Origin of the sequence: Halopseudomonas formosensis (assembly GCF_900115905.1) — a bacterium.
Lineage (GTDB): Bacteria > Pseudomonadota > Gammaproteobacteria > Pseudomonadales > Pseudomonadaceae > Halopseudomonas > Halopseudomonas formosensis.
The window spans coordinates 405,680-427,769 of sequence record NZ_FOYD01000001.1 but is presented as its reverse complement, the minus strand read 5'-3'; the positions used below and the strand labels follow the sequence as shown (position 1 = coordinate 427,769).

Annotated in this window: 22 protein-coding genes; 10 read left to right on the top strand and 12 right to left on the bottom strand. The window is 64.6% G+C overall.

Translation table 11 applies throughout. The features are described from left to right. Positions 1 to 17 precede the first annotated feature (17 nt). Genes BM046_RS02055 through BM046_RS02045 form a run of 3 tightly spaced genes read right to left on the bottom strand, consistent with a single transcriptional unit; the run spans position 18 to position 3,390 of the window. Complete coding sequence (locus BM046_RS02055; RefSeq protein WP_090536474.1) at positions 18 to 1,373, bottom strand: N-acetylmuramoyl-L-alanine amidase; 1,356 nt, start codon at positions 1,371 to 1,373, stop codon at positions 18 to 20. Between the two features lie 50 nt (positions 1,374 to 1,423). Further along, positions 1,424 to 1,903, bottom strand: a complete 480-nt coding sequence (gene tsaE, locus BM046_RS02050; RefSeq protein ID WP_090536472.1) for a tRNA (adenosine(37)-N6)-threonylcarbamoyltransferase complex ATPase subunit type 1 TsaE — start codon at positions 1,901 to 1,903, stop codon at positions 1,424 to 1,426. Then, complete coding sequence (locus tag BM046_RS02045) at positions 1,900 to 3,390, bottom strand: NAD(P)H-hydrate dehydratase (RefSeq protein WP_407920428.1); 1,491 nt, start codon at positions 3,388 to 3,390, stop codon at positions 1,900 to 1,902. The genes tsaE and BM046_RS02045 overlap by 4 nt, the downstream gene beginning before the upstream one ends. A gap of 64 nt (positions 3,391 to 3,454) precedes the next feature. Between BM046_RS02045 and queG the strand changes: the two genes are divergently transcribed. Beyond that, positions 3,455 to 4,546, top strand: a complete 1,092-nt coding sequence (gene queG / locus BM046_RS02040) for a tRNA epoxyqueuosine(34) reductase QueG (RefSeq protein ID WP_090536468.1) — start codon at positions 3,455 to 3,457, stop codon at positions 4,544 to 4,546. A gap of 172 nt (positions 4,547 to 4,718) precedes the next feature. Here queG and orn read toward each other — a convergent pair whose 3' ends face one another. Next, complete coding sequence (gene orn, locus BM046_RS02035; RefSeq protein ID WP_090536467.1) at positions 4,719 to 5,261, bottom strand: oligoribonuclease; 543 nt, start codon at positions 5,259 to 5,261, stop codon at positions 4,719 to 4,721. Positions 5,262 to 5,342: 81 nt separating this feature from the next. Between orn and rsgA the strand changes: the two genes are divergently transcribed. Then, positions 5,343 to 6,368: a small ribosomal subunit biogenesis GTPase RsgA gene (rsgA, locus tag BM046_RS02030; RefSeq protein ID WP_090536465.1), complete on the top strand. Its 1,026-nt coding sequence runs from the start codon at positions 5,343 to 5,345 to the stop codon at positions 6,366 to 6,368. Between the two features lie 32 nt (positions 6,369 to 6,400). Here rsgA and motB read toward each other — a convergent pair whose 3' ends face one another. Both motB and motA read right to left on the bottom strand, forming a co-directional pair. Next, positions 6,401 to 7,414: a flagellar motor protein MotB gene (motB, locus tag BM046_RS02025; protein ID WP_090536463.1), complete on the bottom strand. Its 1,014-nt coding sequence runs from the start codon at positions 7,412 to 7,414 to the stop codon at positions 6,401 to 6,403. A gap of 3 nt (positions 7,415 to 7,417) precedes the next feature. Then, the gene (gene motA / locus BM046_RS02020; protein WP_090536461.1) at positions 7,418 to 8,272 is read right to left on the bottom strand and encodes a flagellar motor stator protein MotA; all 855 of its coding nucleotides are present in this window, start codon (positions 8,270 to 8,272) and stop codon (positions 7,418 to 7,420) included. A gap of 189 nt (positions 8,273 to 8,461) precedes the next feature. Between motA and BM046_RS02015 the strand changes: the two genes are divergently transcribed. Beyond that, positions 8,462 to 9,271 (top strand): rhodanese-like domain-containing protein, encoded by an 810-nt coding sequence (locus tag BM046_RS02015; RefSeq protein ID WP_177197764.1) that lies wholly within the window; start codon positions 8,462 to 8,464, stop codon positions 9,269 to 9,271. Positions 9,272 to 9,283: 12 nt separating this feature from the next. Next, a complete protein-coding gene (gene asd, locus BM046_RS02010) occupies positions 9,284 to 10,135 on the top strand; it encodes an archaetidylserine decarboxylase (RefSeq protein ID WP_090536458.1) in 852 nt (283 codons plus the stop codon). A gap of 147 nt (positions 10,136 to 10,282) precedes the next feature. On the opposite strand, the gene groL is transcribed toward asd, so the two are convergent. From groL to BM046_RS01995, 3 genes are all read right to left on the bottom strand, one after another. Beyond that, complete coding sequence (groL, locus tag BM046_RS02005; protein WP_090536456.1) at positions 10,283 to 11,917, bottom strand: chaperonin GroEL; 1,635 nt, start codon at positions 11,915 to 11,917, stop codon at positions 10,283 to 10,285. A 46-nt stretch (positions 11,918 to 11,963) separates the two neighbouring features. Further along, positions 11,964 to 12,257 (bottom strand): co-chaperone GroES, encoded by a 294-nt coding sequence (locus tag BM046_RS02000; RefSeq protein ID WP_090536453.1) that lies wholly within the window; start codon positions 12,255 to 12,257, stop codon positions 11,964 to 11,966. 185 nt (positions 12,258 to 12,442) lie between these two features. Then, positions 12,443 to 12,901 (bottom strand): FxsA family protein, encoded by a 459-nt coding sequence (locus BM046_RS01995; protein ID WP_090536451.1) that lies wholly within the window; start codon positions 12,899 to 12,901, stop codon positions 12,443 to 12,445. A gap of 158 nt (positions 12,902 to 13,059) precedes the next feature. Here BM046_RS01995 and BM046_RS01990 point away from each other — a divergent pair, with 158 nt between their 5' ends. Further along, positions 13,060 to 13,818 (top strand): SDR family oxidoreductase, encoded by a 759-nt coding sequence (locus BM046_RS01990; protein ID WP_090536449.1) that lies wholly within the window; start codon positions 13,060 to 13,062, stop codon positions 13,816 to 13,818. A 282-nt stretch (positions 13,819 to 14,100) separates the two neighbouring features. Here the strand turns inward: BM046_RS01990 and BM046_RS01985 are convergent, their stop codons facing one another. Then, the gene (locus BM046_RS01985) at positions 14,101 to 15,114 is read right to left on the bottom strand and encodes a DUF481 domain-containing protein (RefSeq protein ID WP_090536447.1); all 1,014 of its coding nucleotides are present in this window, start codon (positions 15,112 to 15,114) and stop codon (positions 14,101 to 14,103) included. Between the two features lie 43 nt (positions 15,115 to 15,157). On the opposite strand from BM046_RS01985, the gene BM046_RS01980 reads away from it, so the two are divergent. Together BM046_RS01980 and BM046_RS01975 are read left to right on the top strand one after the other, a co-directional pair. Next, positions 15,158 to 15,526 carry an MGMT family protein gene (locus BM046_RS01980; protein ID WP_090536443.1) on the top strand — a complete coding sequence of 123 codons (369 nt, stop codon included), beginning with the start codon at positions 15,158 to 15,160 and terminating at the stop codon, positions 15,524 to 15,526. 8 nt (positions 15,527 to 15,534) lie between these two features. Further along, positions 15,535 to 16,884: an AmpG family muropeptide MFS transporter gene (locus BM046_RS01975; RefSeq protein WP_218149986.1), complete on the top strand. Its 1,350-nt coding sequence runs from the start codon at positions 15,535 to 15,537 to the stop codon at positions 16,882 to 16,884. Between the two features lie 30 nt (positions 16,885 to 16,914). Here BM046_RS01975 and BM046_RS01970 read toward each other — a convergent pair whose 3' ends face one another. Next, on the bottom strand, positions 16,915 to 17,400 hold the full coding sequence (locus tag BM046_RS01970) for a YajQ family cyclic di-GMP-binding protein (RefSeq protein WP_090536439.1): 486 nt from the start codon (positions 17,398 to 17,400) through the stop codon (positions 16,915 to 16,917). A 110-nt stretch (positions 17,401 to 17,510) separates the two neighbouring features. Between BM046_RS01970 and BM046_RS01965 the strand changes: the two genes are divergently transcribed. Genes BM046_RS01965 through BM046_RS01955 form a run of 3 tightly spaced genes read left to right on the top strand, consistent with a single transcriptional unit; the run spans position 17,511 to position 20,013 of the window. Further along, positions 17,511 to 18,476 (top strand): GGDEF domain-containing response regulator, encoded by a 966-nt coding sequence (locus tag BM046_RS01965; RefSeq protein ID WP_090536437.1) that lies wholly within the window; start codon positions 17,511 to 17,513, stop codon positions 18,474 to 18,476. Continuing rightward, a complete protein-coding gene (locus BM046_RS01960) occupies positions 18,469 to 19,395 on the top strand; it encodes a 2-dehydropantoate 2-reductase (RefSeq protein ID WP_235818545.1) in 927 nt (308 codons plus the stop codon). The genes BM046_RS01965 and BM046_RS01960 overlap by 8 nt, the downstream gene beginning before the upstream one ends. 51 nt (positions 19,396 to 19,446) lie before the next feature. Further along, entirely contained in the window at positions 19,447 to 20,013 is a 567-nt protein-coding gene (locus tag BM046_RS01955; RefSeq protein WP_090536435.1) for a cob(I)yrinic acid a,c-diamide adenosyltransferase, read from the top strand. A 22-nt stretch (positions 20,014 to 20,035) separates the two neighbouring features. Here the strand turns inward: BM046_RS01955 and BM046_RS01950 are convergent, their stop codons facing one another. Next, positions 20,036 to 22,051 carry a methyl-accepting chemotaxis protein gene (locus BM046_RS01950; RefSeq protein ID WP_090536433.1) on the bottom strand — a complete coding sequence of 672 codons (2,016 nt, stop codon included), beginning with the start codon at positions 22,049 to 22,051 and terminating at the stop codon, positions 20,036 to 20,038. Positions 22,052 to 22,090 lie beyond the last annotated feature (39 nt).

Genomic DNA, 22,090 nt, shown 5'->3' with positions numbered 1-22,090 from the left:
TCAACCCCATGACCGCATCAGGGGTCATTTTTCACCAACATGCTGGAGGCCGGTACCTTGAGTACCTGCCCCACTCGAATCTGATCGTTGCGCAACCCATTGGCCTGGCGCAGGCTGGCCAGGCTGACATCGTGCCGGGTGGCAATCAGCGACAGGGTATCACCCCTGCGCACCGTGTACTCGCGATCCACCTGGGCCAGCTGGCCATTGCTCTTGAGCGCGGCCAGTCGGGTGCCCGGCGGCGGGTTGCGGTGGAAGTAGCCGCGGATCCCGCCGAGCATGGCCCGCGCCAGAGCCTGCTGGTGACTGCGGGTCACCAGTTTCTGCGCTTCCCCCGGGTTGGAGATGAATCCGGTCTCGACCAGGATTGACGGGATGTCCGGCGACTTGAGCACCATGAAACCAGCCTGTTCGACCCGGCGCTTGTGCAAGGGAGTGATCTGGCCGATGGAGCTGAGCACCTGCTGGCCCACGTCCAGGCTGGCCGACAGGGTCGCGGTCATCGACAGGTCGAGCAGCACGCTGGCCAGCACCTGGTCCTTGTTGTCCAGGCTCACCCCGCCCACACCACCGATAAGGTCGGAGCGGTTCTCCCGATCCGCCAGCAGGCGTGCGGTTTCCGAGGTAGCCCCCCGGTCGGACAGGGCGAACACCGATGCGCCAAAGGCACTGGGCCGGGTAAAGGCGTCGGCGTGGATGGAGACCAGCAGATCGGCATTGTGCCGGCGGGCAATCTCGGTGCGGCGGCGCAATGGGATGAAGTAGTCACCGGTACGCACCAGCACGGCCCTGAACCCGGGCTCGGCATCGATCAGGGTCTTGAGCTCCCGGGCGATTGCCAGCACCACGTCCTTTTCCAGCGCCTTGTTGTGACCGATGGCACCGGGGTCCTCACCGCCGTGACCGGCGTCCAGAGCAATGATCACATCGCGCTGCCCGGCCTCGGTCACCGATCGGGTCGGCGTCTGCGGCAGGGGTGAGGCGCTGGGCTCGGCGCGCGGAGGCAGCGAAGGGGCCGGCTCCTGATCGTAGAGGTCGATCACCAGACGATGGCCATACTGCTGGTTGGGTGGCAGCGAGAAACTCTTGGCGGTCACCTGGCGTGACAGGTCCAGCACCACGCGCAGGTCGGAGCCATCCCGGGGCGCCGAGCGCAGGCCGGTCAGCGGCGTATTCTCCAGCGCCAGGTTGCTGGTCGAGGCGTTGAAGGTGGTGCCACTGATATCGATGACGATCCGCTCGGGGCTGGCGAGAGTGAACAGCGTATGGTCGGCGGGCCCGCTCAGGTCGAACACCAGCCGGGTGTTGTCCGGTGCCCGCCAGAGCCGCACATTATTGATCTGAGCCGCCTGCAGCAGACCGCAGAACAGCATGCTGGCGGCTACCAGCAGAGCGGCGGCATACCTTATTGTCGTTCTGATCGTCACGGCGTTGTCGTGCCTCTTGAGCTATGCAGCCGCTGACATGCAGCCTGGCCGCGCGGTCCCTGTCCGTCAATCTGCAAGATACGGCCGGCGCCCTCTACCCGGATGCGGATACACAGATCCGGCACCGGCAGAACGCCATCCCCCTTTTCCGGCCATTCTACTAGACAGAGGCTGTTGTCGGAAAAATAGTCACGAATGCCCAGAAACTCCAACTCCTCGGGATCGGCCAGGCGGTAAAGATCGAAGTGGTAGATCTGCCGCTCCCCCAGTTCGTAGGGCTCGACCAGGGTGAAGGTCGGACTCTTCACCGCGCCGGTGTGCCCCGCCGCACGGATAAGGCCGCGGCTGAGCGTGGTCTTGCCGGCGCCCAGATCTCCACTCAGCCAGATACTGCCGCGCCATTCCAGCGCTCGACCGATCTCCGCTCCCAGGCTCTCCATGGCCTGATCACCCAGTACATGCACTTCCAGGCTCATCTACAGTTCCGCAGGTTCAGGTAATAACGTATGTGTTCGACAAGGTCACTGGCCAGGATGCCCAGCTCGCCCTGTTCGCGGGCGGCCCGGTCCCCGGCCAGGGCATGGACCAGCACTGCCAGACGGGCTGCCTCCGGCGCTGCCATGCGCTGCGCCAGCAGTGCCCCCACCAGCCCGGACAGCACATCGCCCATACCGGCGGTGGCCATACCCGGATTGCCATGGCTGCACAGACCGGGGAGCCGCTCACCTGCAGCATCAGCCACCAGCGAACCCACACCCTTGAGGACCGCGGTACAGCCGAAGCGTTCCGCCAGCTCACGGACGGCCCAGGGCCTGTCGGCCTGCACCTGCGCGGTGCTGATCCCCAGCAGTCGGGCGGCTTCGGCGGGGTGCGGCGTGATGACAGCCGCTTCGCCCAGTACCACTGACTGGCCGGCAAGCAGGTTGAGGGCATCGGCGTCCAGAATGCAGGGCAGCCCCCGCTGGAGGGCGCTGTCCAGCAAGCCACGCGCCCAGTCGTCGCGCCCCAGGCCCGGGCCTACCACTACAGCGGTGGCCTGGTCCAGTAATGGCGCCAATTGTGCCGGATCCGCCACCCCATGCGCCATCACTTCCGGGCAGCGGGTCAGCATTGCTCCCAGATGTTCGGCCCGGGTCGCCACACTGACCTTGCCGGCACCGGCGCGCAGGGCGGCCTGTGCCGCCAGCAGTATGGCGCCGCCCATGCCCCGGTTGCCGCCGATCAGCAGCAGATGCCCGAACATGCCCTTGTGGGCGGCCCGTGGTCGGGGCGCAAGACCGGCCTGGTGACCCAGCTCCAGCCGTTCCAGCATGGGCCTCACGCCCTGCCCGGTAGACTCGACCAGCGCCGCGAAACGCAGCTGACCTGCCTGATCCGGGCCCTGGCCGGTCAGCAGTCCCGGCTTGACGGCGATGAAGGTGACCGTCAGGTCGGCGCGCACGGCGCAGCCGAGTACCGCACCGGTGTCGGCCTGCAGCCCGCTGGGTAGATCCACCGCCACCACCGGCAGGCCGGAACGGTTGATCGCCGCAATCGCCCCGGCAAAGGGCTCGCCCACCGGGCGATCCAGACCGGTGCCCAGCAGCGCGTCCACCAGCACGCCGTCTTCGGGCAGCGCGACCGGCCAGGCCTCGATCGGCACGCCGGCATCCCGTGCTGCGGCCAGGGCCAGCGCTGCGTCACCAACCAGGCGCTCGGGCGGACTCACAGCCACAGCGCGGACCCGCCAGCCTGCCAGATGCGCCAGCTGGGCGATCAGATAGCCGTCACCGGCATTGTTGCCACCCCCGCACAGCACCGTCAGTTGCCGCGCCTGCGGCCAGCGACTGCGCAATTCCCGCCATACCGCCACGGCGGCGCGGCGCATCAGTTCGAATCCCGGGGTACCGGCGGCAATGATCCGCGCATCCAGCTCACGGGTCGCGGCGGCGCTGTACAGCAGTCGGGGCAGTTCGGGATGCATGGGCATGTCAACCTGATGGATGTCTGGCAGAATTATACGTTCAGTCAAGCAGGTACTCTAATCCATGTCCTCCCCCAGCCACGACCATGCCGCCCTGGCCGACCGCATACGCAGCATCGCCAGCGAACTCGGGTTCCAGCAGCTGGGCATCACCGATGCCGATATCGGCGAGCATGAGCAGCATCTGCAGCGGTGGCTGGAGGCCGGCTATCATGGCGAGATGGAGTGGATGGCCAGCCATGGCACCAAGCGCACCCGTCCCGCCGAGCTGGTACCCGGCACCTGTCGGGTGATCTCGGTGCGCATGGACTACCTGCCGGGGGACAGCCGCATGGCCCAACGGCTGGCCGACCCGGACAGCGCTTATGTGTCACGCTACGCCCTGGGCCGTGACTACCACAAGCTGATGCGCCGCCGACTGCAGCAACTGGCCGAACGTATCCAGGCGCTGATCGGTCCCTTCGGCTACCGCGCCTTCGTCGACAGCGCCCCGGTCATGGAGCGCGCCCTGGCCAGCCGCGCGGGGCTGGGCTGGATCGGCAAGAACACCCTGCTGATCAACCCGCGGGCGGGCAGTTACTTCTTTCTCGGTGAGCTGTACACCGATCTGCCCCTGCCGGTGGATGCGCCCTTCGACCAGCACCATTGCGGCAGCTGCAGCGCCTGTCTGAGCCGCTGTCCGACTGACGCCTTCGTCGGCCCGCAGGTGCTGGATGCCCGGCGCTGCATCTCCTACCTGACCATCGAGCTCAAGGGTGCCATCCCCGAGGAGCTGCGCGCGCCCATGGGCAACCGGGTGTTCGGCTGTGACGATTGTCAGCTGGTGTGCCCGTGGAACAAGTTTGCCAGCCCTGCCCGGGAGCCCGACTTCAGCCCCCGGCATCAGCTCGACCAGGCCGACCTGGTCAGTCTGTTCCGTTGGGACGAAGAAGAGTTTCTGAGAAACACCGAAGGCTCACCGATCCGCCGCATCGGCCACGAACGCTGGTTACGCAACCTGGCGGTGGGCCTGGGCAACGCCCGCACCAGCATCCCGGTGATAGAGGCCCTGCGCAGCCGACTGGCGCACCCCTCGGAACTGGTGCGCGAGCATGTGATATGGGCATTGGCGCAGCATGGCATCAGCCCTGACGGAGAGGGCGCGGCTGCCGGGTAGACCCTTCGCCGGGGGACCGGCCTCACAATAGGTTCCCGTAGCATCGGTTCGCACCCGGGGCGGGTGCTCCTACAAAACCACCAACGCCTGCCCGTAGGAGCACCCGCCGGATCGCCGGACCGCCCGGGTGCGAAAGTGCGAAGGACCAGCGCAGAAGCCAGATGCCGACTGATCAAACCTTGATGAAATGCTCGCGGTAATGGCGCAGCTCGGCGATGGAGTCACGGATATCATCCAGCGCCAGGTGGCTGCTTTCCTTCTGGAAGCCATCGCGCACCGCCGGGGCCCAGCGTGCGGCCAGTTCCTTGAGGGTTGACACATCCAGATTGCGGTAGTGGAAGAAACGCTCCAGCTCGGGCATGCCCCGATAGAGGAAGCGCCGGTCCTGGCAGATGCTGTTGCCGCACATGGGCGAGCGGCCGGCGGGCACCCACTGCTGCAGGAACGCCAGGGTCTGGCGCTCGGCCTCGGCGGCATCGACGCGGCTTTCACGGACCCGTTTCACCAGGCCGGACTGGTTGTGCTGACGGGTATTCCACTCATCCATGCCATCGAGCAGCTCGTCGGGCTGTTTGACCGCCAGCACCGGACCCTCGGCCAGTACGTTGAGCTGGGAGTCGGTGACCACGGTGGCGATCTCGATGATGACGTCCTTGTCCGGATCCAGCCCGGTCATCTCCAGGTCAATCCAGATCAGATTGTCGGGGTGTTTCATGGCGGCTCCTGCGCAGTGAAGGTAGCGCATCAGTATACGCTGCCCGTGCTACACTGCGGCGGATTATCCCAAGAAACGACCATGGCCAAGCGAAACCTTACCCGGCGCCAGAAATGGCGCATCGAGAAAATTCAGGAAGAACGCAGCGCCCGCGCCAACCGCCGGGGCGAGCGGGCCGAGGAAACCCTGCTCGGGGGCGACCTGGGCCCGGAACAGGAGGGGCTGGTGATCGCCCATTTCGGCGTCCAGGTGGATGTCGAGGTACTGGAGGGCGAGGACCGCGGTCAGGTGCGCCGCTGCCACCGTCGCGCCAATCTGCCGGCCCTGGTGACGGGTGACCGCGTGGTCTGGCGTGCAGACAACCAGCAGAGCGGCGTGATCGTTGCCCTGCAGCCCCGCCGCACGGAGCTCTACCGCCCGGACCATCGGGGCCAGCTCAAGCCGGTGGCGGCCAATGTCGACCGCCTGGTCATCGTCTTCGCTCCCCTGCCCCAGCCGCACCGCAACCTGATCGACCGCTACCTGGTGGCCGCCGAACAGGCCGGGCTCGAGCCTCTGCTGGTACTGAACAAGGCCGACCTGCTGGCGCAGCCGGAGCATGCGCAGATCCGCGGCTGGCTGGATGATTACGCCGCCCTCGGCTATCGCACCCTGTGCCTGTCGGCGGACTCGGGCAACGGTCTGGATCAATTGCGCGAGGAGCTGCGCGGGCACGTCAACGTGTTCGTCGGCCAATCCGGCGTGGGCAAGTCCTCGCTGATCAATGCCCTGCTGCCTGATGCCGATCTGCGCGTCGGCGCCCTGTCCGAGATGACCGGCAAGGGAACCCATACCACTACCACCGCCCGGCTGTTCCACTTCCCCGCAGGCGGGGACCTGATCGACTCCCCCGGCATACGCGAGTTCGGCCTGACCCACATCAGCCATGCGGACCTGCTGGAAGGCTTTATCGAGTTCCGTCCCTTCCTCGGCCACTGTCGCTTCCGGGACTGTCAGCATGTCCATGAACCCGGCTGCGCCCTGCTCGATGCGGTGGCCAGCGGTGCCATCTCCGCAGGTCGCATGGAAAGTTACCGGCACATCCGGGGCAGCCTGACGGAGGATTGAAGCGCAGGGCCGGACACTGCCGGCCAGCGCACTCAGGGACGCAGCTGGCGCAGCGGATTGTCCGCCTCGAACAGGTTGCGCGAGGTACGGGGCTCTGCGGGCGGCGGTGCGGGCTGGCTGGCTGTAGCCGAGACGGGCTGCGCAGCTTCCGGCGCCGGAACCGAAGAGGAGTCCGGGGTCTCCACCGCGGCAGCGGGCGGCACGCCGGTCTGGCGGACCAGATCCTGCTCCGCCCGGCGGTTCATCACCACGATGTCGATCCGGCGGTTGATCGGGTTGAGCGGATTGCCCGCGTCAAACAGGGCCGAATCGGCATAGCCCACCACCCGTGCTATCTGGTCCTTCGGATAGCCCGCCACCTCCAGGGTGCGACGCGCGGCGTTGGCACGCTGGGCGGACAGTTCCCAGTTGCCGTAGTCAGGTCGCCCGACGAAGGGCATGGCGTCGGTATGGCCGCTGATGCTGATCTTCTTCGGCGACTTCGCAATGGTGTCGCTCAGCGCCAGCAGTATGTCCTCGAAATAGGGCTGCAGATCAGGACTGCCACTGGCGAACATCGGCCGGTTCTCGGCATCGACGATCTGGATGCGCAACCCTTCCATGGTGAACTCCATGAGGATCTGTTCGCGGAACCGCTGCAGCACCGGTTCGGTTTCGATCTTGTTCTGCAGCTCCTGCAGCAGCAGGTCTAGCTCGCGCAGCTCCACTATATCCGGCGTCTGCTCGGCCTCCGGCGCCGGCATCTCCGGACGCGGTTCGCTGTCCACCGTCAGTTCGTTGAGGGTGCGCTGGGGGGCCGGGGTCGGCGAGCCGCCCAGGTCGATCGGATGCGGGCTGCCCCCGTCGAAATTGATCGGATCCTTGAAGTACTGGGACACCATCTTCAGCTGTTCCGGCGTCGCCACGGTGACCAGCCACATCACCAGAAAGAACGCCATCATGGCAATGGCAAAGTCGGCAAAGGCGATCTTCCAGGAGCCACCGTGGTGGCCGCCGGCCCGGCGGCTGACCCGCTTGACGATGATCGGCTGTTCGCTGGCGGACACGACTCAGCGCCCCTTGACCGAAGCTTCCAGCTCGGCAAAGCTCGGGCGGGCCGCCGCGAACAGAGCCTTGCGCCCGAACTCCACGGCCAGCGCCGGGGGCAGACCCTGGGCACTGGCGACCAGGCACATCTTGATTGCCTCGTAGGTATTGGCTTCCTCGTTGGCATCCTGCTGCATGGCCGCGGCAAAGGGTCCGACGAAACCGTAGGCGGCAAGAATCCCCAGGAAGGTACCGACCAGGGCGGTGGCCACCTTCTCGCCGATCATGGCGTTGTCCGCCTCACCGAGGATGCTCATGGTGATGACGATGCCCAGTACCGCCGCGACGATACCGAAGCCCGGCAGGGCATCCGCCACCCGGTTCAGTGCATGGGACGGCTCGCTCAGCTCCTCGGTCAGGGTGGAGATTTCCACATCGAACAGCGCTTCGAGCTCGTGCGGCGCCATGGTGCCGGTGGACATGATGCGCAGGTAGTCGCAGATGAACGCCGTCATGCGTTCATCCTTGAGAATGGCAGGGTACTTGGCAAAGATCGGGCTCTCCCGCGGCTCCTCGACGTCCGCCTCGATGGCCATCATGCCCTCGCGGCGACTCTTGTTGAGGATCTCGTAGAGCAGCCCGAGTACGTCCAGATAGAAGGGCTTGCTGTAGCGGTGACCGAAGATGATCTGGGGTATCTTGGCAAAGACGCCCTTCACCAGTGACAGGTTGTTGGCCACCAGGAAGGCGCCGAAGGCCGCACCACCTATGATCACTATCTCGAACGGATGCCACAACGCGGCGAGCGCGCCGCCGGACATGAGAAAACCGCCCAGCACACTGGCGATGACAACCACATAACCCGCAATTTTCAACATAAGAACTCACGATCCCTGAACAGCAACTCGGCCGCTTTCGCGTTATAGTCTGCAGTCGGCATGCCGCAACCACACGCAGAGGACTGCGCCGACTCCCTGCTATCGGCCAGCCCCGGAAAATTTTGAGCGCATTATAACGTCAGCCGGTCACCGGCTGGCGCACCGGCACAGGAATAATTGGAACAGATCATGACCGACACCACCCTTCCCCTCCTGCTGGAGCCCACCGATCTACCGGCCGAGCTGGATCCGACCCGCTTCCGGCTGGTGGATCTGAGCCGCTCGGAGCAGTACCTGGCCGGCCATATTCCCGGCGCCGTGCACCTGCCGCCGGGCAGCCTGACCTCCCCGGCGCCGCGCCCCGGCCTGCTGCCCGATGTGCAGAGCCTGCAGCATATCCTCGGCAGCCTGGGCCATCACGACCAGCTGCATTACATTGTCTACGACGACGAGGGTGGCGGCTGGGCCGGCCGTTTCATCTGGCTGCTCGACAGCGTCGGGCATCACAGATACAGCTATATCAACGGCGGCCTGGTGGCCTGGCACGACGAGGGTCTGCCCCTGGAGCGCCAGATCAATCAGGTCGAGCCCACCCAGCCGACCCTGCAGATAGATACCAGCCCCACCATAGACGTGGATACCCTGATGGCTGATCTGGACAACCCGGACCGGGTCATCTGGGACGCCCGCTCCCCCGCCGAGCACCAGGGTGTGCGGGTGTTTGCCGCCAAGGGCGGACATATTCCCGGGGCGATCAACTTCGAGTGGACCTCGGGCATGGACCCGCAACGCGGGCTGCGCCTGCGCGAGGATCTGGCCAGCCGTCTGCAGGCGCTGGGTATCACGCCGGACAAGGAGGTGGTCACCCACTGCCAGACCCACCACCGCTCCGGTTTCACCTACCTGGCGGCAAAAATTCTCGGTTATCCCCGCATCAGGGCCTACGCCGGCTCCTGGTCCGAATGGGGCAACCACCCTGACACCCCCGTAGAGATCTGAGGCTGCTGACGCATGCGTGACCGTTTATTCATCCTGTCCCAGTACCTGTTACCCCACCATCTGCTGTCGCGCCTGGCCGGAGCACTGGCCAACTGCACCTGGGACTGGGTCAAGAACCCCTTCATCAACTGGTTCGTCAAGCGCTATCAGGTCGACATGACCCAGGCCGTGGAACAGGATCCCACCGCCTATGCCTGCTTCAACGACTTCTTCACCCGTGCCCTGGTGGCCGATGCCCGGCCGCTGGACCCGGGCGCGGACAGCATCCTCTGCCCGGCCGATGGCGCCATCAGCCAGCTGGGCCGCATCGAGCATGGCCGCATCTTCCAGGCCAAGGGCCACAGCTTCAGCGTGCTGGAACTGCTCGGCGGCAACCCGGAGCACGCCGCGCTGTTCCAGGGCGGCGAGTTCGCCACCGTATACTTGTCGCCGAGCGACTACCATCGGGTGCACATGCCCCTGGGCGGCACCCTGCGGGAAATGATCCATGTGCCGGGCAGACTGTTCTCGGTCAACCAGACCACCGCCGAGAATGTGCCCGAGCTGTTCGCCCGCAACGAGCGGGTCGTCTGCCTGTTCGATACCCAGGCCGGCCCCATGGCCGTGGTGCTGGTCGGGGCCATGATTGTGGCCTCCATCGAGACAGTCTGGGCGGGGCTGGTGGCACCGCCGCTTCGTCGGGTCCGCAGCCAGCGGTATGACACCCGCGCGCCCGAGCTGGAACGCGGCGCGGAAATGGGCCGTTTCAAGCTGGGTTCCACCGCCATCGTCCTGTTCGGCCCCGGCCAGGCACGCTGGGAAGAGCATCTGCAAGCCGGCGCCCTGGTGCGCATGGGGCAGAAGCTGGGCCAGATCGCCCACTGAGCAAAGGCCGGGGCCGCCGCCCCGGCCGGCGCCCGCCCCACCGGCCGCTGTCGCACCACCCGCGACGCCTCCCCAGACATGAAAAAACCCCGGTACGGGCTGGCCCGTACCGGGGTTCTGACTGGCGTGGTTAGCCGGGTCGGCTGATTACATCATGCCGCCCATACCACCCATGCCGCTCATGTCGGGCATGGCCGGCTTTTCTTCCGGCAGCTCGGCAATCATGGCCTGGGTGGTGATCATCAGGCTGGCAACCGAGGCAGCGGCCTGCAGCGCGCTGCGGGTGACCTTGGCCGGGTCCAGGATACCCATCTCGATCATGTCGCCGTACTCGCCGGTGGCAGCGTTGTAACCGTAGTTGCCTTCGCCAGCGCGCACGTTCTGCAGTACCACGGCAGCTTCCTCACCGGCGTTGGTGACGATCTGACGCAGCGGCGCTTCGATGGCGCGACGCAGCAGCTTGATGCCCACGTTCTGGTCTTCGTTGTCGCCCTGCAGGTTTTCGAAGGCCACCAGGGTGCGCACCAGAGCTACGCCACCGCCAGGAACCACGCCCTCTTCCACGGCAGCACGGGTAGCGTGCAGCGCGTCTTCCACGCGGTGCTTCTTCTCTTTCATTTCCACTTCGGTGGCAGCGCCAACCTTGATTACGGCAACACCGCCAGCCAGCTTGGCCAGACGCTCCTGCAGTTTTTCCTTGTCGTAATCGGAAGTGGTTTCTTCCACCTGCTTGCGGATCTGGGCAACGCGGGCTTCGATGTCGGACTGGGCACCAGCACCGTCGATGATGGTGGAGTTGTCCTTGTTGATCTGCACGCGCTTGGCCTGACCCAGGTGCTCCAGGGTAGTGGTTTCCAGGTTCAGACCCACTTCTTCGCTGATCACGGTACCGCCGGTCAGGATGGCGATATCCTGCAGCATGGCCTTGCGACGATCACCGAAGCCCGGGGCCTTGACCGCAGCCACCTTGACGATGCCGCGCATGTTGTTGACTACCAGGGTAGCCAGTGCTTCACCTTCAACGTCCTCGGCGATGATCATCAGCGGACGACCGGCCTTGGCCACAGCTTCCAGCACCGGCAGCATTTCGCGGATGTTGGAGATCTTCTTGTCAACCAGCAGGATGTACGGGTTGTCCAGCTCGGCGGACATGGTATCGGGCTTGTTGATGAAGTACGGGGACAGGTAGCCGCGGTCGAACTGCATGCCCTCAACCACGGACAGCTCGTTCTCCAGACCGGAACCTTCCTCAACGGTGATCACGCCTTCCTTGCCAACGCGATCCATGGCTTCGGCAATGATCTTGCCGATGGACTCGTCGGAGTTGGCGGAGATTGTGCCTACCTGGGCGATGGACTTGGAGTCGGCGCAGGGCTTGGCCAGGTTCTTCAGCTCGGCAACAACGGCAGCGGTAGCCTTGTCGATACCACGCTTCAGGTCCATCGGGTTCATGCCGGCGGCAACCGCCTTCAGACCTTCGGTAACGATGGCCTGGGCCAGGACGGTAGCAGTAGTGGTACCGTCACCGGCGTCGTCGTTGGCGCGGGAGGCAACGTCCTTGACCAGTTGCGCACCCATGTTCTCGAAGCGGTCTTTCAGCTCGATTTCCTTGGCAACGGAAACGCCGTCCTTGGTGATCAGCGGAGCACCGAAGCTGCGCTCGATCAGAACGTTGCGGCCCTTCGGCCCCAGGGTGGACTTGACCGCGTTGGCCAGAACGTTAACCCCTTCCAGCATCTTGTTGCGAGCGGCGACGTCAAACAATACTTCTTTAGCAGCCATTTTCACTTTCCTTCAATGAATTCTCTTGCGGATGAACGGTGGCGTCTCAGCCTTCGAGGACACCGTAGATTTCGGATTCGCTCATGATCAGCAGTTCTTCACCATCGATCTTGATGGTGCTGCTGCCGGAGTAAGGGCCGAACACTACCTTGTCACCTTCCTTCACGGCCAGGGAACGTACTTCACCATTGTCCAGCAGACGCCCGGTACCAACAGCGACCACCACACCGGTGTTCGGCTTTTCTGCTGCAGAGCCAGGCAGAACGATACCGCCAGCGGTTTTGGTTTCTTCTTCGCTGCGACGAACGACTACGCGATCGTGTAACGGACGGATTTTCATCGTTGTGAGTCTCCCAATAGTAAGCAAATCGCCGGTCTCCCGGCATTCCAGTAAAAGCTCAGGCCAGCGGCCTGAAGGGCGCACGCGCCCCTGTTCAAACGGCCCCCGTCACCGGGGGCCGGAAATCTCGTGCATCCTTTATGGGGACCGCTTTGCGCTTTTCAAGGGTCGAACCCGTAAAATTTTCAGCGATCTCCCAGACGCGAGGGATCCTGCTCGCGGGACGGCTCGCCGGCCTGCCACTCGCCCTCGATAATGGTGTATTCACCGTGTCGGTAGGTCCGCGGACCCTCGTCGCTGCCGGCACCCGGCCCGGAGCCGCCGCCACGATGACGCAGCGCCATGATCAGGCAGGGGACCGCCAGCACGTCGCTGACCAGTCCCGGGAATGCGATCAGCGCCCCGGCCAGCACGCCCCACATGCCGGACTTGAGCACGGCACCTGGATTGCGGTTGGCCAGCATCTGCTGTTGCAGCCGCTGGAACATGCCCCAGCCCTGCCGCTGGATGAGCATCAGACCCAGAACACCGGTAAACAGCACCCAGAACAGCGTCCAGCCTACGCCGACGGCCTGACCCAGCAGGATCAGACTGGCCAGCTCGATCAGCGGGAAGGCCAGCAACAGTATGCGCAACAGGGGCATGAGCACCTCGTGTGTGATTGCAAAGTTTCTATATGGGGCGTATCCCCGGCGTTTCAAGGCCTGAGGTCATGCTCGACCTTTCGGGTATTTCATATTGCGTACGGTCTGATGCATGCTTGTGGCTCCAAGAACAAGCACCCCGTTAAGGAAGTATCCGCATGCAATTGAAAGACAGCGTAATCATCGTCACCGGTGGCGGTCAGGGCCTGGGCCGGGCGATGGCTGAATATCTGGCCGGGCGTGGCGCCCGCCTGGCTCTGGTGGACCTGGATCAGCAGCGCCTCGACGAAGCCGTCGCCGCCTGCAAGAGCGCCGGCGGCGATGCCCGCTCCTACATCTGCAACGTCGCCAATGAGGATCAGGTGAGCAACATGGTCAGCCAGGTCGCCGGCGACTTCGGCACCATCAACGGCCTGATCAACAACGCCGGCATCCTGCGCGATGGCCTGCTGCTCAAGGTGCGGGACGGCGAGATCCAGAAAATGCCGCTGAATCAGTGGCAGTCGGTGATCGACGTCAACCTGACCGGGGTCTTCCTGTGCACCCGCGAGGTCGCCGCCAAGATGGTCGAGCTGCAGAGCAAGGGCCTGATCATCAACATTTCCTCGATCTCCCGGGCCGGCAACATGGGCCAGTCCAACTACTCAGCCGCCAAGGCCGGCGTCGCCGCCATGACCGTGGTCTGGGCGAAGGAACTGGCCCGTTACGGCATCCGCGTGGCCGGTATCGCACCTGGCTTCATCGAAACCGAGATGACCGCCAGCATGAAACCCGAGGCGCTGGAGAAGATGACCGCCGGCATCCCCCTGCGACGCATGGGCAAACCCGAGGAAATCGCCCACTCGGCGGCCTACCTGTTCGAGAACGACTACTACAGCGGTCGCATCCTCGAGCTGGACGGGGGGCTGCGTCTGTAAAGCGTAACCGAGAGGGACGAGCCCCGGCTCGTCCATCATCGAGCTGGTGCTCGACGTTCCCAGGAGGCTCGACGTTACCGGCAAGAGCCGAGCCAAGGCCGGGCGTGCGACAGGACGCAGCGTTTCACCGCAGGCACGGCTTGATCCCGGGAGGGGCGAGCACCAGCTCGTCCGAGGCACCGCGGGCAGCTCCGCCCATCGAGCTGGTGCTCGACGTTCCCGGGAGGCTTAACGTTCCCAGGGGGCGACGCTCCCAGGGGCTCGACGTTCTCCTGCCCCCTCCTACCAGTTGACCCCCAGCCCCAGCTTGTAGCGCCGCTCGTTCTGACTCTTCTCATCCGAGCTGCTGATGTAATCCCACTCGGTCATCAGGCTCAGCGACGCCCAGCTGTTGAGCAGGTAGCGCAGACCCAGTTCGGCATCCACCAGATAATCCACATTGCTATCGTTGGGAATGATGGTTTCCGCATTGTGTACCAGCTGGAAACGCTTGCCCCACAGATAACGGCGGTAATCCCAGTTCAGACCCAGACCGTTGGTGCGGCTGTCCGAACCATCCCGGGCATCCATGCGGATGTGCTCGAAGCGGGCCGAGGTCTCGAAGCGGCCCAGGGCATTGTTCCACCACTCGTAACCGGGACCGGAACCGATCTGAATCTGCCGCTCGATATCACCCAGATGATCACGCATGTAGCTCACCCGGTTCTGCCAGAACCACTTGTCGGCAAAGAACCAGCTCAGGGTATAGTCGGTCTCCCACCAGTGGCGGCTCTTGATGTCATCGCGATAATCACGTTCGAACTCGCTGGACAGCACGTGACGCCAGTCGCCATGGCGCGCCTCGGTGGTCACATCGATATCCAGATCGCGCTTGCGCGATTCGGTGTTGTCCAGCTCCAGCGAGAAGGTGGCCCGGCCGTCCCAGACCCAGTCCTCGATGATCGGCTGCGGCTCCATGATCTGCCGCAGGTCGGCAATCTGCAGCGGCTGCGGTGGGGTGTCGCCGTTGACCAGCACTATCTCCCCTTCCGTCTCGGACGCTTGAATGCGCCGGGCCTGCTTAGTATCGTCACGGGTCTTGATCAACAGCGGACCGTCGCTCTCCAGGGTACGTATGCGGCGAATATCCACCGCTACCTGCCCGGCGAATTCGGTCTGCAGTATGAGTCGATTGCCCTCCATCAATTCGATACGGCCGGTCAGGCGATCGCCGTTATCCAGCCAGAGGGTATCGGCCATGACCGGCCAGGTGAACAGCAACGACAGCAACGACAGCAACCACAGAAAACGCGACATCGGCAATCATCCGCAACAGTGAACAGAACCAGAGACATTATCCATGATTGAACGTTCCGGCGCTGCTCCTGACGGCACCGACCTGCGACGAGAAGCGGTGTGGCAAGTGCTGGCCGCCATTCCGCCGGGGCGGGTCACCAGCTACGGTCAGCTGGCCCGGATGGCCGGGCTCGGCCGGGGTGCGCGGCTGGTCGGGCGCTGGCTGGGGCAGCTGCCGGAGGACACCCGTCTGCCCTGGCACCGTGTACTCAACAGTCAGGGCCAACTATCATTGCCGGCGGACCACCCCGCCGGGCGCGAGCAGCTGCAGCGACTGCTGGCCGAGGGGGTGGTGGTGCGCAACCGCCGCGTCAGCATGGCCCGATATGGCTGGCCGGATCATCCCCATTCCATCGAGACAGCTTCAGAATGAATGACACCATGGCAGAACCAGCGCGCGAGGGCTGGAAGGTCTACCTCAAACCCCGCGTGATCGGCATGCTGTTTCTGGGCTTCTCCGCCGGCCTGCCGCTGCTGCTGGTAGGCGGCACCTTCAGCGCCTGGCTGCGGGATCTGGGCATAGAACTGGCCGCCATCGGTTTTCTCAGCTGGGTCGGCATGGCCCACTCGATCAAGGTGCTCTGGGCACCGCTGATCGACCGCGCCCCCCTGCCCCTGCTCAGCCGCCTGCTGGGGCGACGCCGCTCCTGGATGCTGCTGGCTCAGCTGGTAATTGCCGGTGCCCTGCTCGGCATGGCGCTGACCGATCCCCGGGAGAATCTCAGTCTGGTCGCCCTCTGGGCAGTACTGGCGGCCTTCGGCTCGGCGACCCAGGATGTGGCCATCGACGCCTACCGGGTGGAAGCCGAGGCCCGCCATCGCCAGGCGGCAATGGCCGCCACCTATGTCACCGGCTACCGGGTGGCCATCCTTGCCGCCGGCGCCGGGGCACTGCACCTGGCCTCCATCGACAGCTGGATGCTGGCCTACGGCACCATGGCGGTACTCATGGGTGTAGGTGTAGTGACGACTCTGGTGATTGCCGAGCCGGCGGTGGCGGTGGACAGCACCACGGTGCGCTTCGAGCAACGCGTGGCGGACTATCTGGACCGCACCGACCACGCTGGCTGGCAGCGCACCATCACCGCCTGGTTCATCGGCGCCATCGTCTGCCCCTTCGCCGAATTCTTCCAGCGCTACGGCAAGGCTGCGCTGCTGATCCTGGCCTTTGTCGCAACCTTCCGCATCAGTGACATCTTCATGGGAGTGATGGCCAACCCCTTCTATCTGGATCTGGGCTTCAGCAAGGCACAGATCGCCAATATCGCAGCCGCCTTCGGTCTGGCCATGACTCTGCTCGGTGCGGCACTGGGGGGACTGCTGGTGGCGCGCTTCGGCATCGCGCCGATACTGCTGCTGACCGCCTTCATGGCGCCGGCGACCAATCTGATGTTTGCCTGGCTGGCCTACACGGGTCCGCAGACCCAGGGGCTGGTGATGGCCATCATTGCCGACAACATCACCGGAGGGCTGGCGATCTCGGTGTTCATCGCCTATCTGTCGAGTCTGACCAATACCGCCTACACGGCGACCCAGTACGCCCTGTTCAGCTCACTGATGACCCTGCCCGGGCAATTCGCCGCCGGCTTCACCGGGGTCATGGCGGCGGCCATGGGCTGGGTGCCCTTCTTCATGGTCACCGCTCTGACCGGCCTGCCGGCCATAGTGCTGGCAGCCCTGTTGATCCGTCATGCGCACCCGGACCGGGTGCAGCGTCCGGGACTGGATTGAGCGGCCGGGGCCGCCGGCCCCGGGCAGCGGTCAGTCGCGGAAGTTGGTGAACTGCAGCGGCATGTCGAGCTTGGCACCGCGCAGCAGGGCCATGGTTTCCTGCAGGTCATCGCGCTTCTTGCCGGTAACCCGCACCTGCTCGCCCTGGATGGCGGCCTGGACCTTGATCTTGGAGTCCTTGATGGTGGCGACAATCTTCTTCGCCAGCGCCTGATCGATGCCTTCGCGCAGCACCACTTCCTGCTTCATGTTCTTGCCAGAGGCATAGGCATCCTTCACCTCCAGGCACTGCACATCGATTTTGCGCTTGGTCAAACTCAGGCGCAGGATCTCCAGCATCTGCTCCAGCTGGAACTCGGCCTCGGCAGTGATGGTCACTGTAAGCTGCTTGTCGTTGAACTCGAAACTGCCCTTGCCCTTGAGATCGTATCGGCGATCCAACTCCTTCATGGCATTATCGACAGCATTGGTGACTTCGTGTTTGTCCAGCTCGGACACGACATCAAAGGACGGCATGATGGAACCTCAAATAAACATGATTTTATGACCGTTATGGCAGAATAATAGCCGCACGTCGTGGCATTATAGCGATGTCGCTGATAATACAGGCAGCAGGGAGCTCAGACATGCCAAACCCGCAACTCAGCATAATGGTGGTGGACGATACCAAGTTCAGCAGCGCGGTCATAGGCCATACGCTGTCCCAGGCTGGGTACACCGACATCCGCTTCGCCAGCTCCGCCATGGCAGCCCTGGCGATGCACGAGGAGCGGGCCGCCAGTGTCATGGTGGCGGACTGGCTCATGCCGGAAATGGATGGCCTGCAGCTGACCACGCGCATACGCCAGCGCGACGAGCAGACCAACCACTACACCTACGTCATGCTGTTGACCGCCCGGGAAGGCGACAACGTGCTGGGACAGGCCTTCGACCGCGGCGTGGACGACTTCATCAGCAAGTCGGCAATGAGCGAACAGCTGCTGCCGCGCATCTTTGCCGCCGACCGTATCAGTCAGCTGATCAATCGCCTGCTGGAAGAGAATCAGCTGCTGGCCCGCAACAACGCCCTGCTTGAAGAACACAATCTGATCGACAGCCTCACCGCCCTGGGCAACCGCCGCTACCTGCTGCAACGTCTGGCCGATGCACTGCAGCGGGTCGAGTCCCGCGGTGGTTTCTGCTCCCTGCTGGTACTGGGCATCCAGAATTACGAGGATATGGGCACCCGTTTCGGCGAGCACGTGCAGCAGGAACTGCTCCGCGGCGCGGCCAGACGCCTGCAGCAACTGGTCCGGCCCATGGATGTGATAGCCCGGATCGGTCCCGGCACCTTCGGCATCTGCACGGTGGGCAGCGACGCCGACGAATGCAAGCCCAACAGCTTCCGCCGCCTGCATGACGGCCTGAACCTCAAGGCGTTCAAGACCAGCGAGGGCTACCTGTCCCTGCGCGCCGGCATGGCTTTGAGCACCCTGGGCAAAAATGATCCGCGCATCGATGCCGACCAGATGCTGCAGGGTGTCGAGGCCCATCTGGAACAGGCCTGGGCCACCAACCTGATCACCGAAGTGCGGATTCCCCAGCTTGTCTGACCCGCTGCACATTCTGGGGGCCGGCAGCCTGGGGCTGCTGCTGGCCGCACGCTGTACCCTGGCCGGTGTTCCCTGCCAACTCATACTGCGAACCCGGGAAGCGGTCTGCGCCTGGCGGCAGCGCGACAACCTGCTGCTGCTCGAGCAGCAGGGCCAGAGCACACCGCTGAAAGTCGCCGGGGAGCTGGCCGACGAATCCGCCCAACCCATACGCCTGCTGGTGGTAGCGACCAAGGCCTGGGCGGTGGCCGATGCCCTGGACAGCGTTCTTCACCGACTCACCCCGGACAGCCAGATACTGCTTCTGCAGAACGGCCTGGGCAGCCAGCAGGCCGTCAGCCGCCGGCTTCCCGACCACCGCGTTCTCTACGCCAGCGTCACCGATGGCGCCTGGTTGCGCAGCCCCAACCAGGTGGTCTGGGCCGGTTCCGGGCAGACCCTGATCGGTGACCCCGCCGCCGGCCCTGCCCCGGACTGGTTGCAACGGCTCACCCGTGCCGGTATCGACTGGCGCTGGGAAAGCGACATACTCCCGGTGCTCTGGCTCAAGCTGGCGGTCAACTGCGCCATCAACCCGCTCAGCGCCCTGCATGATTGCCCCAACGGCGAGGTGCCGGAGCGGGCCGGCGCGATCTTCGAACCCCTCCTCGCCGAGCTGCATGCCCTGCTCTCCAGCGAGGGCGTGAGCCTGTCACTGGCCGAGCTGCGCGAGCGCATTCTGGCAGTGATCCGAGCCACCGCCAGCAACAGCTCATCCATGCGCCAGGATGTGCTCGCCGGCCGCCGTACCGAGATCGACTTCATTCTCGGTCACGCCTGGCGCAGTGCCCGGCAGGCCGGGTTGAGCACCCCCGTACTGGACGCGCTCTACCTGCAGCTGCAGAATCACCTGACCGAACGCGGCATGCCCCGCAACTGAACTGTCCCGCGCTGCGCCCTGTCCCGCCGCCGCACTTCCGAGGAGACCTTCATGGGTTATCGTCTGAGCAAACTCTATACCCGCACCGGCGACGCCGGCACCACAGGACTGGCCGACGGCAGCCGGGTTCCCAAGGACAGTCCGCGTATCGAGGCCATGGGCACCGTGGATGAGCTCAACAGCAGTCTGGGGGTCTTGCTGGCCGGCATGTGCAGTTCCGCCCTGCAGCCCCTGGTCGAGGCGCTGGCACCGGTCCAGCATCGGTTGTTTGATATCGGCGGTGAACTGGCCGTGCCGGGCGTGGACATCATAGAGGAGGAGGACGTGGCCGCTCTGGAGCGGCTGATCGACCGCTTCAACAGCGAGCTGCCACCATTGAGGGAATTCATCCTGCCGGGAGGATCGATGCTGATTGCCCAGGCCCATCTGGCGCGCAGCATCTGTCGCCGCGCCGAACGGCGCTACCTGACGCTGGCCGCCGCCGAGCCGATCAACACCCGGGCCATGGCCTATCTCAATCGCCTGTCGGACCTGCTGTTTGTCATCGCCCGCAGCATTGCCCGGCTGGACAATACCCCCGAGGTGCTCTGGCAACCCAAGCCCCGCCCCGAAGCCTGACAGCCCGGGGCAGGACGGTGGTTCAGACGCGGAAGGTGCTGATCAGCTTCTGCAGCTCGCTCACCAGTTCGCCCATGCGGCTGCTGGCCTGCTCGGTACGGCGGGCACCTTCGGCGGTACGCTCGCCGGAATGGTTGATCTCCACGATGCTCTTGTCGATATCGTGGCTGACGGCGGTCTGCTGCTCCGCCGCCGAGGCGATCTGCTGACTCTGATCGACGATCTGGGTCACGGCGCGCAGGATGTTGTCCAGCGCGGCCTGCACCTTGAGTGAGGAATCAACCGCCTCGCCGGTCATGCCATGACTGCTGCCCATGGCCTTGACCGCAGCGCCGACCCCTTCCTGCAGACGCGCGATCATCTGCTCGATTTCCTGGGTCGACTGCTGGGTGCGCTGGGCCAGGGTACGGACCTCGTCGGCGACCACGGCAAAGCCGCGGCCCTGCTCGCCGGCCCGAGCCGCCTCGATGGCCGCGTTCAGGGCCAGCAGGTTGGTCTGCTCGGCCACGCCCTTGATCACATCCAGCACCCGACTGATGGAAGCGCTGTCCTCGGCCAGGTTGTTGATGACCTTCACCGAGTTCTCGATTTCCTGAGCCAGCTTCTCGATGCCATCCACGGACGCCTCGACCATCCGCCGGCCACTGAGGGTTTCCTGATTCACCTGCTCGGCGTTGGTTGCTGCCAGCGCGGCGCTGCGGGCAACCTCCTGGGAAGTGGCGGCCATCTCGTTCATGGCCGTGGCTACCTGCTCGATCTGGTTGCGCTGGGCATCCACTGCCTGGCTGCTCTCGCTGGAGATGCTGACCACCTGCGCCGACTGGTCGTGTACCTGCCCCGAGGTCCGGCGCACGTGCTGGATCAGGCTCTGAATGCGCTCCAGACTGCCGTTGAGTTCCTGTGCCAGGGCACCAAGCTCATCCCGACTGGCAACCCTGACCCGACCGGTCATGTCACCGGCGGCCACCTGACGCATCACCAGGGACAGCTCGCCGATGGTCTGACGGGTGGAGAAGTAGAAACCCAGATACAGCCAGATGATCAGCACCATGATCACCGCCAGCGCCGTCACCAGCAGGGTCATCGACCGGTTTCCGGCGCTCAGGCGCTGGTCCAGTGCCTGCTGCAGATGGTCCAGCACGGCATGGCTGAAGTCGTAGGTCTTGTTCATTTCCAGGGTGACGGTCTGGAAGAAGTCGTCCCAGGTATCGTCAAAGGAGGATGCCAGGATCACCTGCTCCTCGAAGATTTCCGCCACCCGCTCCAGGGACTCCACACTGGCCGCCGCCGATGCCCGCAGGGACTGCAGCGAGGGTTGCTGCAGCACCGCCTGGGCCTGGACATACTGCCCCCCGAGTCGCTGGATCTCCTCCAGCACATAGTCCATGTAGCGGCTGGCATCGGAGTTCAGGTAGCCCAGACCGATGGAGTAGGCCCCTGTGGCCCGGCCCAGACCAACGGTGGAGGTGACCTGGGGGGCGTGATTGACCAGCAGATCCATCAGCTGCCGCACATCGCGGTCGTAGTCATGGGACAGGCCGCTGTAGGCTGCGCTGAATGTGAGCAGCGACAGCAGGTCCACATGCGCCTGGGTGCTCATCTGACCGCGGTTGCGCAGGGAGGCGGTAGCGGTTTCGCGATAGGCGGCCACCAGGGCGTCGCGCTGCTCGTTGAGCTCACGCGCTTCCGCCGAGTTGCCTTCGATGACCACAGCCTGAAGACCGGAGATGATGCGCTGGCGCACCTCCTGGCTGCGCTGCTCGAGCACGGCTCCCTCATCACCCACACCCAGATGGAAAGCGGCGATATCGAGACCACGGACCCGCTCGGCATCCGGAATCAGCTGTACCAGCTGACGCAGGATGTGCATGGAGTCCAGGGCGTGGCGTGACGCCTGCACCCGGTCCCAGGCCTGATGAACCAGCAGACCGCTGACCACCACCAGGGGGATGAAGCACAGGGCACTGATCAGACAGAATTTCCAGGCGTAACTGAGCCTGTTCATCAGGGCCATGGCCGGTGCCAATAGACTGTTCAAGCGACTCTCCTCACAACTTGACTCCCTTCAGGAGTATTT

What these genes read in the sequence shown, in the direction of transcription:
- BM046_RS01965 (WP_090536437.1), top strand. Translation starts at nt 17,511, where the DNA reads ATGCCAAACCCGCAACTCAGCATAATGGTGGTGGACGATACCAAGTTC.
- rsgA (WP_090536465.1), top strand. Translation starts at nt 5,343, where the DNA reads ATGGCCAAGCGAAACCTTACCCGGCGCCAGAAATGGCGCATCGAGAAA.
- BM046_RS02015 (WP_177197764.1), top strand. Translation starts at nt 8,462, where the DNA reads ATGACCGACACCACCCTTCCCCTCCTGCTGGAGCCCACCGATCTACCG.
- groL (WP_090536456.1), bottom strand. Translation starts at nt 11,917, where the DNA reads ATGGCTGCTAAAGAAGTATTGTTTGACGTCGCCGCTCGCAACAAGATG.
- asd (WP_090536458.1), top strand. Translation starts at nt 9,284, where the DNA reads ATGCGTGACCGTTTATTCATCCTGTCCCAGTACCTGTTACCCCACCAT.
- tsaE (WP_090536472.1), bottom strand. Translation starts at nt 1,903, where the DNA reads ATGAGCCTGGAAGTGCATGTACTGGGTGATCAGGCCATGGAGAGCCTG.
- orn (WP_090536467.1), bottom strand. Translation starts at nt 5,261, where the DNA reads ATGAAACACCCCGACAATCTGATCTGGATTGACCTGGAGATGACCGGG.
- BM046_RS01995 (WP_090536451.1), bottom strand. Translation starts at nt 12,901, where the DNA reads ATGCCCCTGTTGCGCATACTGTTGCTGGCCTTCCCGCTGATCGAGCTG.
- BM046_RS01970 (WP_090536439.1), bottom strand. Translation starts at nt 17,400, where the DNA reads ATGCCGTCCTTTGATGTCGTGTCCGAGCTGGACAAACACGAAGTCACC.
- BM046_RS02000 (WP_090536453.1), bottom strand. Translation starts at nt 12,257, where the DNA reads ATGAAAATCCGTCCGTTACACGATCGCGTAGTCGTTCGTCGCAGCGAA.
- BM046_RS02055 (WP_090536474.1), bottom strand. Translation starts at nt 1,373, where the DNA reads ATGCTGTTCTGCGGTCTGCTGCAGGCGGCTCAGATCAATAATGTGCGG.
- motA (WP_090536461.1), bottom strand. Translation starts at nt 8,272, where the DNA reads ATGTTGAAAATTGCGGGTTATGTGGTTGTCATCGCCAGTGTGCTGGGC.
- BM046_RS01975 (WP_218149986.1), top strand. Translation starts at nt 15,535, where the DNA reads ATGGCAGAACCAGCGCGCGAGGGCTGGAAGGTCTACCTCAAACCCCGC.
- BM046_RS01985 (WP_090536447.1), bottom strand. Translation starts at nt 15,114, where the DNA reads ATGTCGCGTTTTCTGTGGTTGCTGTCGTTGCTGTCGTTGCTGTTCACC.
- queG (WP_090536468.1), top strand. Translation starts at nt 3,455, where the DNA reads ATGTCCTCCCCCAGCCACGACCATGCCGCCCTGGCCGACCGCATACGC.
- BM046_RS01955 (WP_090536435.1), top strand. Translation starts at nt 19,447, where the DNA reads ATGGGTTATCGTCTGAGCAAACTCTATACCCGCACCGGCGACGCCGGC.
- BM046_RS02045 (WP_407920428.1), bottom strand. Translation starts at nt 3,390, where the DNA reads ATGCATCCCGAACTGCCCCGACTGCTGTACAGCGCCGCCGCGACCCGT.
- BM046_RS01990 (WP_090536449.1), top strand. Translation starts at nt 13,060, where the DNA reads ATGCAATTGAAAGACAGCGTAATCATCGTCACCGGTGGCGGTCAGGGC.
- BM046_RS01980 (WP_090536443.1), top strand. Translation starts at nt 15,158, where the DNA reads ATGATTGAACGTTCCGGCGCTGCTCCTGACGGCACCGACCTGCGACGA.